At 67.3% G+C, this 13,785-nt stretch carries 8 protein-coding genes and 1 tRNA gene; 7 read left to right on the top strand and 2 right to left on the bottom strand.

Going from position 1 to position 13,785, the window contains the following annotated elements; genetic code table 11:
* Positions 1-2 precede the first annotated feature (2 nt).
* Positions 3-1,028 (bottom strand): LacI family DNA-binding transcriptional regulator, encoded by a 1,026-nt coding sequence (locus tag ACFWE2_RS03980; protein ID WP_377222914.1) that lies wholly within the window; start codon positions 1,026-1,028, stop codon positions 3-5.
* A 98-nt stretch (positions 1,029-1,126) separates the two neighbouring features.
* Between ACFWE2_RS03980 and ACFWE2_RS03975 the strand changes: the two genes are divergently transcribed.
* The 7 genes from ACFWE2_RS03975 (at position 1,127) to ACFWE2_RS03945 (ending at position 10,132) form a co-directional block, all read left to right on the top strand.
* Entirely contained in the window at positions 1,127-2,026 is a 900-nt protein-coding gene (locus ACFWE2_RS03975; RefSeq protein ID WP_377222913.1) for a carbohydrate ABC transporter permease, read from the top strand.
* Entirely contained in the window at positions 2,023-2,916 is an 894-nt protein-coding gene (locus ACFWE2_RS03970) for a carbohydrate ABC transporter permease (protein WP_377222912.1), read from the top strand. Before ACFWE2_RS03975 ends, ACFWE2_RS03970 begins: the two co-directional genes overlap by 4 nt.
* A gap of 60 nt (positions 2,917-2,976) precedes the next feature.
* The gene (locus tag ACFWE2_RS03965) at positions 2,977-4,287 is read left to right on the top strand and encodes an ABC transporter substrate-binding protein (protein WP_377222911.1); all 1,311 of its coding nucleotides are present in this window, start codon (positions 2,977-2,979) and stop codon (positions 4,285-4,287) included.
* 148 nt (positions 4,288-4,435) lie between these two features.
* Positions 4,436-5,947, top strand: a complete 1,512-nt coding sequence (locus ACFWE2_RS03960; protein ID WP_377222910.1) for an alpha-N-arabinofuranosidase — start codon at positions 4,436-4,438, stop codon at positions 5,945-5,947.
* 173 nt (positions 5,948-6,120) lie between these two features.
* On the top strand, positions 6,121-8,355 hold the full coding sequence (locus tag ACFWE2_RS03955; RefSeq protein ID WP_377222909.1) for an alpha/beta hydrolase-fold protein: 2,235 nt from the start codon (positions 6,121-6,123) through the stop codon (positions 8,353-8,355).
* 252 nt (positions 8,356-8,607) lie between these two features.
* A tRNA-Pro gene (locus tag ACFWE2_RS03950) sits at positions 8,608-8,681 on the top strand.
* 437 nt (positions 8,682-9,118) lie between these two features.
* Positions 9,119-10,132, top strand: a complete 1,014-nt coding sequence (locus ACFWE2_RS03945; RefSeq protein WP_377222908.1) for a tyrosine-type recombinase/integrase — start codon at positions 9,119-9,121, stop codon at positions 10,130-10,132.
* Positions 10,133-10,390: 258 nt separating this feature from the next.
* On the opposite strand, the gene ACFWE2_RS03940 is transcribed toward ACFWE2_RS03945, so the two are convergent.
* Positions 10,391-13,570 carry a DEAD/DEAH box helicase gene (locus ACFWE2_RS03940; protein WP_377222907.1) on the bottom strand — a complete coding sequence of 1,060 codons (3,180 nt, stop codon included), beginning with the start codon at positions 13,568-13,570 and terminating at the stop codon, positions 10,391-10,393.
* Positions 13,571-13,785: the final 215 nt, after the last annotated feature.

The following is a 13,785-nucleotide window of genomic DNA, read 5'->3' as shown; positions in this document are numbered from 1 at the left end:
GTCTACCGGGGTACGTGAGCGAGCGTCGACTCGCGAACCACGATCCGAGCCGACATCACCGACTCCACCACGTCCTGAGTCTCCCCCGCGTCCGACGCGGCGGCCTCGACACGGCGCAGGAGCAGCTCCATGACGCGCTCGGCCATCGAGTCGTTGCCCGGGTCCATGGTGGTCAGCCGTGGGACGAAGTACTCGCCCTCCGCGTCGTTGTCGAAGCCGACGACCTGGACGTCGCCCGGGACGCGCAGTCCGATGTCGGCCAGCGCGCGCAGGGCGCCCATCGCCGCGGCGTCGGTCAGCGCGAAGGCGCCGTCGAACGAGACGCCGTCGCGATGCAGCCGCATGACCGCCTCGTAGCCGTCCTTCGTGGTGAACGACGCGCCGTCGACGACGAGCCGTTCGTCGACCGGCACGCCGGCCTTCGCGTGCGCACTGCGGTAGCCGCGGGTGCGCAGGGTCGGCATGCTGTCGACACCCGTCTCCGGTCGACCACCGATCAGGGCGATGCGCCGCGCGCCACGCTCGAGCATGTACGACGTCGCGAGCTCGGCGCCGCCCACGTTGTCCATCATCACGTGGTCGAACTCGCCGCCGATCCGCCGCTCGCCGAGCAGGACCACTGGGACCTCGATGCCCGCGCGGCGCACGTCCGCCGCATCGATCTGGACCGGGCTGAACACCACGCCGCTGTACGGCCGTACCCGCTCGGCGGAGATGGCCGCGAGCTCGCCCTCCCTGGTGGCGCCGGTGCGCTCGATGATGACGTGGTAGCCCCTCGACTGCGCGAGGGTGTCCAGGCGCGCCGCGAGGTGGGGGTAGTAGGGGCCGTCGAGGTGCGGGACCAGCAGGCCGATCGCGCCGCTGCGGCCGGCCCGGAGCTGGCGCGCCGTCGTGTTCACCCGGTAGCCCAGCCGGGCCACCGCCTCGAGCACGCGGGCACGGGTGTCCTCGCTCGCTCCCGGTCGACCGTTGATGACGTTCGAGACCGTCATCTTCGAGACACCGGCTTCGAGTGCCACGTCGCTCATCTTCACCACGTTGCCCATCATGACACCCCTCGACCGACGGCCTGGCTCCGTCGCGCGGGTATCACCCAAGGCTCTGATCAAGGAGGATCCAGAACGCCGTGAAGCAGCTCCTCTACTCGAAGAAACTTGCGCCCTACCTGTTCATCCTGCCGTTCCTCGTGACCCTCGCGGTCTTCTGGGTCGTTCCACTGGGCCGGTCGTTCGTGATGAGCACCCAGGAGGTGCTCTACGGGCAGGCGACATTCATCGGGCTCGACAACTACGACCGGCTCTGGCGGGACCGCATCTTCTGGCAGGCACTGTTCAACAGCCTGCGTTACATGGTCCTGACGCTGGTGCTCCTCATCCCGATCCCGCTGGCCCTGGCGGCACTGATCAACTCGAACATCGGCAGCGCCCGGATCAAGGCGTTCTTCAAGGCGTCGATGTTCGTGCCGGCACTGACCTCCGTCGTGGTGGCGGGAATCGTCTTCCGCCTCATCTTCGCGGAGTCCGACGCCGCGATCATGAACCAGGTCGCGGACTTCTTCGGGTTCGGCCCGGTCCGCTGGCTGCGCGGCGACGTCACCGGGCTCGTGGCCCTGCTCGCCATCGCCCTGTGGCGCTGGACCGGCGTCAACATGATGTATTTCCTCGCCGGCATGCAGGCGATCCCGACCGAGTACTACGAGGCGGCCTCGATCGACGGCGCGAGCAAGTTCCGCCAGTTCATCCACATCACCATCCCGAACATCCGGCCGACCATCGTCTACGTCGTCACGATCAGCGTCTACGGCGGCCTGTCGATGTTCCTCGAGAGCTTCATGCTCTACGCCGGCAACAACTCCCCCAACAACCAGGGCCTCACCGTCGTGGGCTACCTGTACCGCAAGGGCATCGAGGAGAACGACCTCGGCTTCGCGTCGGCCGTCGGCGTGGTGCTGCTCGCCGTCATCATGGCGATCAACATCTCCTACCTCGTCGCCAGCGGCACCTTCAAGAAGGAGGCTGCGGCATGACCGCCCTGCACGAAGCAGACCGCGCGACGACCGCTCGTCCCGCCCCAGCCCGCCGACGCAACGGGCCGTCCACGGCGGCCTGGATCCAGGGCGCCTTCCTCATCGTGATGGCGCTCATCTCCCTGGTGCCGCTCCTGGCGATCTTCGTGGGCACGTTCCAGGACGGCAACGAGGTGATCCGGCGCGGCATGACGTTCGACGTCGACCTCGGCTCGCTCAGCCTGGACAACTACGTCCTGCTGTTCACGGACTCCGGGCCGTACTTCCGGTGGTTCGCCAACACGCTGGTCCTCACCGTGGCGCAGGTGGCGGGCACGCTCCTGGTGAGCTCCTTCGTCGCCTACGGCTTCGCGATGTACGAGTTCCGGACCAAGACCCTGTGGTTCATCATGGTGCTCCTCGTCATGACCGTGCCGTTCGAGATGCTCATGCTGCCCCTGTACGTCCAGGTCAACGACATGGGCCTGGCCGACACGTACACGGTGATCGCACTCCCCTTCCTGGCGGCGGCCGTGACCATCTTCTTCTTCCGCCAGTACTTCCTGGGGATACCGAAGGAGATCATCGAGGCCGGCCGGATGGACGGCGTGAGCGAGTTCGGCATCTTCTTCCGCCTGGTGCTGCCCATCACCAAGCCGGCGATGGCCGCCATGGCGATCCTCAACGGGATGCTCTGCTGGAACAACTTCCTCTGGCCGCTGCTGGTGCTGCGCAGCCCCGAGAAGTTCACGCTCCCGATCGGCCTCAACACGCTGCTGACGCCGTACGGCAACAACTACGAGCTGCTCATCATCGGGGCCTTCTTCTCGCTGATCCCGATCCTCATTCTTTTCCTCGCATTCCAGCGGTTCTTCATCGAAGGAATCACCGCGGGAGCGGTCAAAGGCTGACCCTTCCCAGATCGACCCCTTTCCAGATCGAACGGAGAAATGATGACAAGGCTACGGACGATGGCGTCCACACTGGTCGCCGCACTCGCGGTGACGGCGCTGACCGCCTGCGGCGGTGGTCAGCCGGAGGCACCCGTGAAGAACGCCGACGGCTCCACGACGCTGAACATGTGGACGTTCGCCGACGTGCACGCGACGTACTACGAGGAGATGGCCGAGCGGTGGAACGAGGCCAACCCCGACAAGGAGATCCAGCTCGAGGTCACCGTCTACCCCTACGACGACATGCACAACAAGCTGCAGCTCGCCGTGAACTCCGGTGAGGGCCTGCCGGACGTCGTCGACATCGAGGTCAACAAGTTCGCCAACTTCGTCAAGGGCGAGAACCCCCCGCTGCTCGACCTGACCGAGTACGCGGCCCCGTACAAGGACGACGTCGTCCAGGCGCGCCTCGACCTGTACAGCAAGGACGGCACGATCTACGGGTTCCCGACCCACGTGGGCGCGTTCACCACGTTCTACAACACCGAGGCGCTCGAGGGCGCGGGCATCGACTACACGACCATCAAGACCTGGGACGACTTCAAGGAGGCCGGGACCAAGTACAACGAGGAGACCGGCAAGGCGTTCGGCGTCGCCAGCACCAGCGTCATGTTCCTGGAGCCGCTCATCACGGCCCAGCTCGGCGGCCAGTTCTTCGACGACGCCGGCAACGTCCAGGTGAACAGCCCTGAGGTCGTCGAGACCCTCTCGATGATGAAGGACATGCAGGACGCCGGTGCGATCTCCACCATCCCCGGCGGGAGCCCCGACTCCGAGGAGGCGTACGGCGCCATCAACGACGGCGACTACGCCGCGATCGTCTACCCGGCCTGGTACACGTCCCGGTTCGTCGACTACATGCCCGACCTCGCCGGCAAGGTGGCCATCGCCCCGGCGCCGGTCACCGACGACGCCGTCGTGCAGACCATCGGTGGTGGCGGAACCGGTGCGGCGGTCCCCGTCGTCTCGCCGAACAAGGACCTGGCCGCCGAGTGGCTGGCGTTCGCCAAGCTCTCCCCCGAGGCGAACGTCGCCGTCTGGGAGGTGCTGGGCTTCGACCCCGTGAACATGGCGGTCTGGGAGGACGAGGAAGTCACCAAGAACCCGGAGAACAAGTTCAACAAGTACTTCCAGACCAACCTGTTCGACGTGCTGAACGAGGTCAAGGACGGCATCGGGCACTTCCAGTCGTTCAGCGACCCGAACTGGCCCACCGTCGACGACACGTTCCGCACGGTCACGCTCAACGAGATCTACGAGAACGGCACGTCGGCCCAGGAGGCGCTGGACCAGACGCAGGCCGACCTGCAGAACCAGCTCGGACAGTAGGGCCTGACCCGCTGAGCCTGACCCATCGAGTCTGACCCACCGAACGCACAGGCGGGGCGGTCGCGGCATCCACTGCCACGGCGGCCGCCCCGCCTGCGTGCGCCCCCACGGCTGCACCACGAACCAACCATCGAGGAGTACATCGCTCATGCTGTCCGCATCCGTCACCATCGACCCGGCGTTCGTCGTCGGTCCGGTGCGCCCCCGCACGTTCGGCTCGTTCGTCGAGCACCTGGGCCGCAGCGTGTACACGGGTCTGCACGATCCCGGCCATCCGACCGCCGACGCCGACGGCTTCCGGGGCGACGTCGTCGAGCTCACCCGCGAGCTCGGCGTCTCGACGGTGCGCTACCCCGGTGGCAACTTCGTCTCGGGGTACCGCTGGGAGGACGGCATCGGCCCGGTCGAGCAGCGCCCCCGGCGTCTGGACCTCGCGTGGCACTCGACCGACCCGAACCTCGTGGGCGTCGACGAGTTCATGCGCTGGTGCGCCCGGACCGGCGTCGAGCCCATGATGGCCGTCAACCTCGGCACGCGCGGCGTGCAGGAGGCCCTTGATCTCCTCGAGTACTGCAACGTGCCTGGCGGCACCAGGTGGAGCGACCTCCGCAGGGCGAACGGCGCCGAGGAGCCGTACCGCATCAAGATGTGGTGCCTGGGCAACGAGATGGACGGCCCGTGGCAGATCGGCCACAAGACCGCGCACGAGTACGGGCGGCTCGCGGCCGAGACCGCCCGCGCCATGCGGATGATCGACCCGGACATCGAGCTCGTGGCGTGCGGCTCGTCGGGTTCCCAGATGCCCACGTTCGGCGAGTGGGAGCACACGGTCCTGACCGAGGCCTACGAGCACGTGGACCACATCTCGGCGCACGCCTACTACTGGGAGGAGGACGGCGACCTCGCGTCGTTCCTGGCCTCCGCGGTGAACATGGACCACTTCGTCGACTCGGTGGCCGCGACGGCCGACGCCGTGCGCGCGGCGGGCAAGCACACCAAGCGGATCCATGTCTCGTTCGACGAGTGGAACGTCTGGTACCAGAAGCGCGCCGAGTCCCGGCCGCCGTCGGGCGACGACTGGCCCGTCGCGCCGGTGCTGCTGGAGGACCGCTACAACGTGGCCGACGCCGTCGTGGTCGGCAACCTGCTGATCTCGCTGCTGCGCCACACCGACCGGGTGCACGCGGCGTCGCTCGCCCAGCTCGTCAACGTCATCGCGCCGATCATGACCGAGCCGGGCGGCCGGTCCTGGCGGCAGACGACCTTCCACCCCTTCGCGCTCACGGCGCGGCACGCCGCCGGCGAGGTGCTGCGCCTCGCGGTGGACGCGCCCGCGCAGGAGACGGCCAAGTTCGGCCCGGTCCCGGTGCTCGACGCCGTCGCGACGCACGACCCCGAGACAGGTGGCGTCGTGGTGTTCGCGGTGAACCGGTCGCTCGCCGACGACGTGGCGCTCGGGGTGGACCTGCGCGGCTTCCCGGGGCTCCGGGTGGCCGAGGCGCTCACGCTGTCGAACCCCGACCACACGTGGTCGGCCACGGCCGACGACGCGACCTCCGTGCTGCCGCGCACCAACACCTCCGCGAAGGTGGCCGACGACCACGCCCACGTGGACCTGCCGCCCGTGTCCTGGTCGATGCTCCGGCTGGAACGCGTCTGACCCCTTCGACGACGGCGCCGTGCCCAGACCGATCGGTCGGTCGGGACATGGTCCCGGACTCGACACCAACGTGACAGCGGTACCCGCACGGGTGCCGGTCATGCGCGAGGCACGGCACGGAGCCGTTCCTCGTGTGCCGATATCGATTTCGAACGAGAGGCAAGTCAATGGCGATGGAATCTCACGCAAGACCCGCCCAGGCGGTCCGACGCGGACGGCAGACGCTCGCTGCCGCGGCCGCGAGCGCGGTGGCGGCCGGTGCGCTGCTCGTGGCGCCGTCCGCGGCCGCGCAGGCGGTGGGCGCGGACCCGTGGGTGAGCGAGGTGCCGAACAACCCGATCTCGGACGTCTACCGCTTCACGGTGCCCCGTGCGGTGGTGACCGAGGCGACCGGGATCGAGAGCGGCCCCGTCGCGGTGCAGGGCAACTTCGGCCCGGGCAGGGCGTGGACCGACCTCAACATGGGGGCCAGCGGGTCGAACCTGACCGCAACGCTCGGCCCGCTGGAGCCCGGCCTGTACTACTACCAGTACGCCGCGCGTCCCGCCGCGAACCAGGACGCGGTCGCGTTCCGTAACCCCGACGCACCCCAGGAGGTGACGTCGAAGCCCACGTACAGCACCCTGTTCGTCCCCGGGCCGGGTGCGGAGTGGCTCGACGACGTGGAAGGCGGCGGCGAGCTCGAGACCCTCGAGTACGGCAAGGGCCCGATCCGCGACAAGGAAGCGCTCGTGTGGACGCCCCCGGGCTACGACGCGGACCGCGCGCGAGAGTACCCGGTGCTGTACCTGCTGCAGGACGAGGGGCAGAGCTACCGCGAGTGGGTGGAGCTGGGCCGGCTCGGCCAGATCATGGACAACCTCACGCTCGACGGCGACGCCGAGCCGATGGTGGTCGTCATGGGCGACGCAGGCACACCCGGCCCCGCCGGCGTGACGAAGGAGCTGCTGCCCGCCGTCGAGCGTGCGTTCAACGTCTCCGACGAGGGATCGGACCGCGCGATCGCCGGGATCGGCCGCGGCGGGGAGGCGGCCCTGAGCGCCGTGGTGGACAAGCCGCGAGAGTTCGGAGGCGTCGCCTCGTTCTCGGCCGGTTACGACAAGCCGATCTCGCGGGGCAAGGCCAAGCAGATCAACCACGCGACCGACGTCGTCCGCGTGTACGCGGGCAACGTCACCGACCCCGCCTACAACGACACCGTCGCGCTGGCCGACAGGCTGACGAAGGCCGGCGTGGAGTTCCAGTCCGACGGGTCGGACCCTGAGACCGGCGGCACGTGGGACACGTGGCAGAAGAACCTGCACGACTTCGCCGGGCGACTCTTCCACGAGGTCGACGACGAGGGGCCGAGCGAGGGACACCTGCCGTTCGTGAAGCACGAGCTGCCTGCGGCGGGCACGACCCCGACGCCGTGGGTCGACGAGAACGGTGTCGTCACCTTCGAGGTCGGCCCCGAGTTCGCCGACGCGAACAACATCACCGTCTGGGGCAACTTCGGCCCGGCCGGAAGCTGGCCGCGCACCCACATGGTCAAGCAGGACGACGGTTCGTGGCGGCTCTCGCTGGCCGTCGAGGGCGGCTCCTACTACTACAAGTTCGTGGTGGACGGCGTCGACCACAAGGACGCCGGCAACCCCACGAAGGTCACCTCGGAGCCCACGTGGAGCACCTTCACCGCCGACGGCGACACGGTCCGCGCCCAGTACACGGCACAGGTGCCGGCCGACGCCCGCGGCGAGGTCAGTGTCATGAGCTACCCGAGCACCGCGGGCGGTGGCTCGCAGCGCTCGGCCTACGTGTGGACGCCCCCGGGCTACGACGCCGACCGCGCCGAGGAGTACCCGGTCTTCTACCTGCAGCACGGTGGCGGGCAGACGTGGACCGACTGGGTCGAGGTGGGGTACGTCCAGCGGATCCTCGACAACCACTACCTGCGGGGCAACATCGTGCCGATGGTGGTCGTCATGGCCAACGGCAACGGCGTGGACTTCCCCACGGAGGTCACGACGCGCATCGTGCCGGCCGCCGAGGAGCAGTTCAACATCAGCTCCGAGGGCGACCAGCGCGCTCTGGCGGGCCTCTCGATGGGCTCGGGCCACACGCTCAGCACGCTCTGGGCGCACCCGGGCAAGTTCGGGTACATCGGCGCCATGTCGGCGTTCGGCGCGCCGCCTGCCACGGCGGACGTCGAGGCCATCAACGAGGGCACCAAGCTGCTGCGCGTCTACTCGGGTGACGTGCAGGACTTCACCTACGGCGCGACGCTGCAGCTCATCGCCGCCATGGAGAGCCGCGGGGTGAACCACGAGTTCGCACCGATCGTCCCGGGCCCGCACAGCTGGGACGTCTGGCAGAAGTCGCTCATCGACTTCCTCCCCCGGCTGTTCACCGAGGACGCCGGCGCGTAACAACGCGCAGGCGCGGAACACGGTGCGGTCGGCGGGTCCATCCCGTCGGCCGCACCGCCGTCCCTGCGGCCGCACCGCCGTCCCGGCCGGGGCCGAGCACGCGGGCGAAGCATGGCGCCCGTCGTGGGCTGATCTGCGCGTTGGGCGGTGGCACCTCCCACTCTGGTCGGGCACAGGGCTGGAGTTGGGGTAGTATTTCCGTCGGCCCCAAGGGGCCAAAACCGGTAGTGTCGAGCATGCTCGAAACGACCGCGGGCTGTGGCGCAGCTTGGTAGCGCACTTGACTGGGGGTCAAGGGGTCGCAGGTTCAAATCCTGTCAGCCCGACAGATCAGGCCCGGGATTCCAACGAATCCCGGGCCTGAGAGGTCTCCGAGACTTGAACCACTCTCCGCTTTCCCTCCACCTTGAGCACTCCGACGCAGGTGGACCCTCCCCCACACCCAGGTTGATTCGGGTTCCGTCGCGTCCTGTCGGGTTCTACAGCCTGCGAGCACCGAGCTCACGCGAATCTCTCCCCCACTCGTCCAGGCGACCTGCCCTCACCGCGAGCTTTGGTGGGGCGGTGATGTGTGGTGGCTAGGTCGCGGATTCCGGTCGGGACGTTCGGCAGCATCAACACCACTCAGAACGGCCCGCGGTCCTGGACCGCATGGGCGAGGTTCCGGGACCCAGACGGTGTCCTACGACCCGTAGAAGCCACCAGCACCAGCTCCGAGACCGCGGAGCAAGGACTGAAGATCAAGCTCGCCCACCGCACACGCATGGCCGGTCTCAGCGAGCTCCACCCACACAGCCCGTTCCCCGATCTGGTCCGCGTGTGGCTCGAAGACCTGGAGCTCGACCCCGACCTTGCCCAGGGCACGAAGGACCTCTACGAGCGGGACATGCGCACACTCGTGCTGCCAGTGTTCGAGCACTTCGTGCTGCGGGAGATCACGATCAGCAAGGTCGACCGGTTCCTGCGCACCCTCGCGAAACAGTCCTACTCCCGCGCCAAGCACGCCAAGGTCGTCCTGAACCTCGCGTCGGGCATGGCACACCGATACGAAGCGATCGAGAAGAACCCCGTAACCGGCACCAAACACCTCAAGCGACCCGCCACCCAGCCCACCGCCCTGACCCTGGAGCAGATCCAGGCCATCCGGGCCGCGGCCCGCACCTGGCGCCGCGGCACCAGGGCGCCCGGCCCCAAGCCAGACGGGCAGCTGGAGGTAATCATCGAGGTCATGCTCGGCACCTCCCTGCGCATCGGGGAAGCCCTCGCGCTACGCAAGTGCGACATCGACCTGACCACCACACCCGCCACCGTCAACGTCTCAGGCACGATCGTGTCCCCGAAGGGCAAGCCGACCTACCGGCAGCCACACCCGAAGACCCGCACATCGGTACGCCGGATCGCGATCCCGTCCTACACCGCCACAGCCCTTCCAGACCGCATGGTCGACCTCGCCGGCCACCCTGCCGACACCCTCCTGTTCCGGACCCGGAACGGGACACCACTGACGACGAACAACATCCGACGCCGCCTGCGCGACGTCCTCGCCTCTGTGGGCATCACCGGAGTGACACCACACACCTTCCGGCGCACCGTGGCCACGACGATCAACCGCGCCGCCGGCGCAGACCTCGCCGCCCAGCTCCTGGGCCACACCAGCTCGGAGATCACGAAGAAGCACTACATCGAGACCGACACCACCATCGACACCCGCACCGCCACCATCCTCGAAACACTCACGCCCACCGCTCCCGCGTCGCAACACTCTCCCACGCCATAAGCCTCTGAGGTGTCCGGCGACCCACACGGGTCAACGCAGCCCGGCGTGGCGCGGCAAAGATGGGTGATGTCGATCGACCGCTTATCGTTAGCGCCGGGTGGTGGGCGCAACCGCGCCAGATGATTTTCCGGGTGGCCACCCACGAAAAGCCGTCTCCGTCCCCGGAGACGGCCTTTCACGTGCACTCCGGCTACGGTCCAGGCGCCAACGCCCAAACGGGCACCACTCAGACGTTCAACTGTGCACCGCGTACCGCTTTCAATCTGAGCAGTAGACGTGGAGTCCACCTTTGGTGACCGCGTTCACGTAGGACGCTGCTCCCGCGATCAGCCGGAGCTGTTCATCCGTCGATCGGTCGATGCTCAGTCCGGGCTGGACGATGAGTGTCTCAAGCCGCGGGAAGAGTCGCTGGCTTCTCGACTGAAGGTCGTGAAGCTTTTCACGGTTGCCGACCTCGAACACGTCGCGGCCAACTCGGTAGCGCATGCCAGCTCGCCTCTGCAGGTGTGCGAGGAGGGCGGCGGCGCCCTTGTCGCGCCATCGGGCGCTCCGCACGGCCTGTCCGCACACCTCGTAGAGGTCTGACAAACGGCCACCGGGCGTGTCGCTGCCGGAGTACTTGCAGTGCACGAGAGTGATGACGAGGTCCTTGCCGTCGACCCGGAGGCCGACGAGGTCTGCGGCCTCGCCCGATCCATCGTCGTCGATGAGGACGTCGAAGGTCTGGTTCCGAAGGAGGTACTTCACCATGAAGGCTTGGATCGAGCGGGGGTCCCTCGCCGCACCTTGGGACTCGACGCGAATGTTGACGCCTGCGGTTACCCAGTCAACTGCCTTCAGCTTGTCGCGGGGGTAAGGGGGCAGGTCGTCGCGCGGCCCCAGGAGTCGGTCGCCTCCGTCTATCATTCGGTCGCCTGCGAGGAAGAGTGTGGGCTTGTTGTCGTTCAGCCAGGCCGAGAGCGGCGTGCTCTGCCCTCTTCCGCCCACGACGTCGAGGTCGCGGGCGCCCTTCGTCCTGTAGTGCACGCCGGTCTGGTTGAACGTCGCCTCGTAAGACACCGCCGTCTCGTCGGGAAGGACCACCGAGAACTGGAGATCGCCGGCCTCGGAGTTGTCGTCGACGCGCAGCTCGGTGTTGGTGATCGCGAAGAGCTGCGTGCCGCTGCGGATCTGGAGGCTGGAACCGAGGTACACGCGCCATGGCCATTCCATGGCGATGAACGAGTGCGGAGGCCGTTCGGTGACGGCGATGGGGACGATCATCGTGCGGAACAGCGAGTGAACGTCGATGCTCCCATCTCGCAGCTTCTTGCCCTGCGCCCGGCACCACGCGACCCACTCCGCGAGGTTCTCCGCCGATCGCATGGACCAGAACCGGCCCCCCACCGACGCGCAGATCGTGACGTCCTTCCCGTTGTCGACCGCCTTCGTCGCTATGTGGGTGTTGGTCTTGTGGTGGGCCTCGGCGTCGTGGAGCGCTTCCTCGACGTTGGACCCGACGAGCATGGTGAACCGCCGGTCACGGTCCCGAGAGTCGAGCAGCCCGATGTTGGTCGGGATGATGCGCTCCAGGTCGTCGAAGACCCGGAACGTGTCGTAGTTCTTGATCGGCTGCGCAGCCTCTTGCCCGAGGACGGCCGAGGCGAGGTCATCGTACTTTCGCTTCGTGTCTGACCCGTGAATATAGAGCAGCCCGTTCGTACGGTCGAGGTGCATGACGACGAGGCTGTAGGTGGCGGACTGGAGCGTGGGGACGTCGCCCCATCGGAGGTCAGTCACGGACTCGATCACGAACCACGCGACGTCACCGTCCGCGCTCGTGGCGATCAGTTCGTCGAAAATGGCCCCACTCTTGAAGAGACGTCGCGCCGCCTGCGGGTCCCACTCCTCGACGGGCGCCTCGAACGCTATCGCGCTCATCTTGGGTTCGAGCAGGCTGACCGGGACGTCGAACGGGACGCCTGTGAACGAGCCCTCGAACTCCTTGATCCGTTCGGCCTCCTCGGTTGCCCGCTCAGTGATGTCACTCAGGAGCGTGTTCCAGTCCGGGTCCTCGCGCAGGAGATCACGCAGCGGCGACAGCTTCCCGTCAGCCCGCTCTCGGACGAAAATGCTAGCTGTTCCGATGGGCACGTCTGCGCTCGTGCGGGCCAGCCTGCCGATGAGCTGGATCATCGGGCTCAAGGACTTGTGGGGATCGTGGAACGCTCCGACCTTTAGAGTCGGCAGGTCGAACCCTTCGCCCAGCATGTCGACGCAGACGATCACGCGGCTCTCGCCGCTGCGGATCGCCCTCAGCGCGGCCTTGCGCTCACGCCCAGACAGGCCAGTGTGCAAGACGGTGGGCTTCAAATCGGGAGCAAGGTTCAAGTAGAGCTCGTGGACGTCCTTGGCACGAGCCCGTGACTTGACCCGTGCAAGCAGGACATGGCTCCAGCCGTCGGTCAGATCGGATCGCAGGCGCCGTAGCGCAGCCCGGGCGATCGGTTCATCATCGTCGTCGAAGTCGAGGATCGACCTGAAGTCGATCCGGCTGAAGTACTCGTCCCTCTGCGCTTCACGCAGCGGGAACCGGAAGACCGTACGGCCGGGCACCGGTCGACCGTCGTTCCGGAAAGGAGTAGCCGTGAAGAGGACGACCGGCCGCCCATCGAAGCCGCGGACGATTTCGGCCCAGGTCGTAGCGGGAGCGTGATGCGCCTCGTCGACGATCAGGTGCGTGAACTGCTCGTAGAAGAACTCGCGGACCCTCTCCGGGATCGCGTGCACTGCGTCGACGGTCGCGACGACGACGTTCGTCGCCTCCACGAACAGGCTCACCGCTCCCTTGTCATCGAGGCGACCACCAAGTCTCCCCACGCAAGGCCGCAACGCTGAGCGGGAAACGATCCCAAGGTGCTGCAGGACCCCGAGCGTCTCGAACTTCGAGGCGAGCTGGTCACGCAGGGCGGTCGACGGCACGACTACCAGGAGTCGAACCGGCTGCTCGGCAACCATCCAAGCCAGCATCGTCTCGGTCTTGCCCGTGCCCGTCGGCATCACGACGGTCGCAGGTTCGGCCAGCCCAGACATCTGATGACCGATGACCGCGTGGAGCGCCCCGAGCTGCGGGCGCCGAAGGCTGTTCTCGCGGTCGAACCGGGTGAACACGATCGCTTCGTCGAACGATGCGCGAACCGCTTCGGGCGCCAGCAGGTCTTGACTGCCAGTCCACGTGACCGAGTCTCGGCTTGTAAGCACAGCAGTCAAGCGCGTGTCGTCGCCACCGTCGGCGCGGGCCGTTCTCGCGGGCCAGGTCCCGAAGGCCGAATGGATCTCCATGCCACCGTCATCCGCCGTCCGCAACTCCAGGTCGGTAGCGGCTCGGACGAGCAGCTGCCTCACCTTGTTCTTGCCGACCCGGAGTTCGTGCGCCCAGACGTCCTCAGTCGTTGCCAAGGAACCTCCCTCTTCGGACCCTCAGGCTCGCACGAGACGGGCGCGCCATGCCGACTAACTTGTGATATGCGCGGAAATCAGCCCGGGCCATTCACCATTCACTGTGCCTGAATGCAATCAGCGTGAACCCGCCAGTAGGTGAGAGTAAGGAAGACCCTCGCCTACCGGTTCAGGCGAGATTGAGGCTACGTTCACGATTGCCGAGACTCAGGACT

It is taken from the genome of Promicromonospora sp. NPDC060271 (assembly GCF_042726755.1).
Taxonomy (GTDB): Bacteria; Actinomycetota; Actinomycetes; order Actinomycetales; family Cellulomonadaceae; genus Promicromonospora.
This window is presented reverse-complemented; position numbering and strand designations above follow the sequence as displayed.

Excerpts from the sequence above, each read along its gene's own strand:
- ACFWE2_RS03980 (WP_377222914.1), bottom strand. The coding sequence starts at position 1,028 with ATGAGCGACGTGGCACTCGAAGCCGGTGTCTCGAAGATGACGGTCTCG.
- ACFWE2_RS03945 (WP_377222908.1), top strand. The coding sequence starts at position 9,119 with ATGGCCGGTCTCAGCGAGCTCCACCCACACAGCCCGTTCCCCGATCTG.
- ACFWE2_RS03970 (WP_377222912.1), top strand. The coding sequence starts at position 2,023 with ATGACCGCCCTGCACGAAGCAGACCGCGCGACGACCGCTCGTCCCGCC.
- ACFWE2_RS03965 (WP_377222911.1), top strand. The coding sequence starts at position 2,977 with ATGGCGTCCACACTGGTCGCCGCACTCGCGGTGACGGCGCTGACCGCC.
- ACFWE2_RS03955 (WP_377222909.1), top strand. The coding sequence starts at position 6,121 with ATGGAATCTCACGCAAGACCCGCCCAGGCGGTCCGACGCGGACGGCAG.
- ACFWE2_RS03960 (WP_377222910.1), top strand. The coding sequence starts at position 4,436 with ATGCTGTCCGCATCCGTCACCATCGACCCGGCGTTCGTCGTCGGTCCG.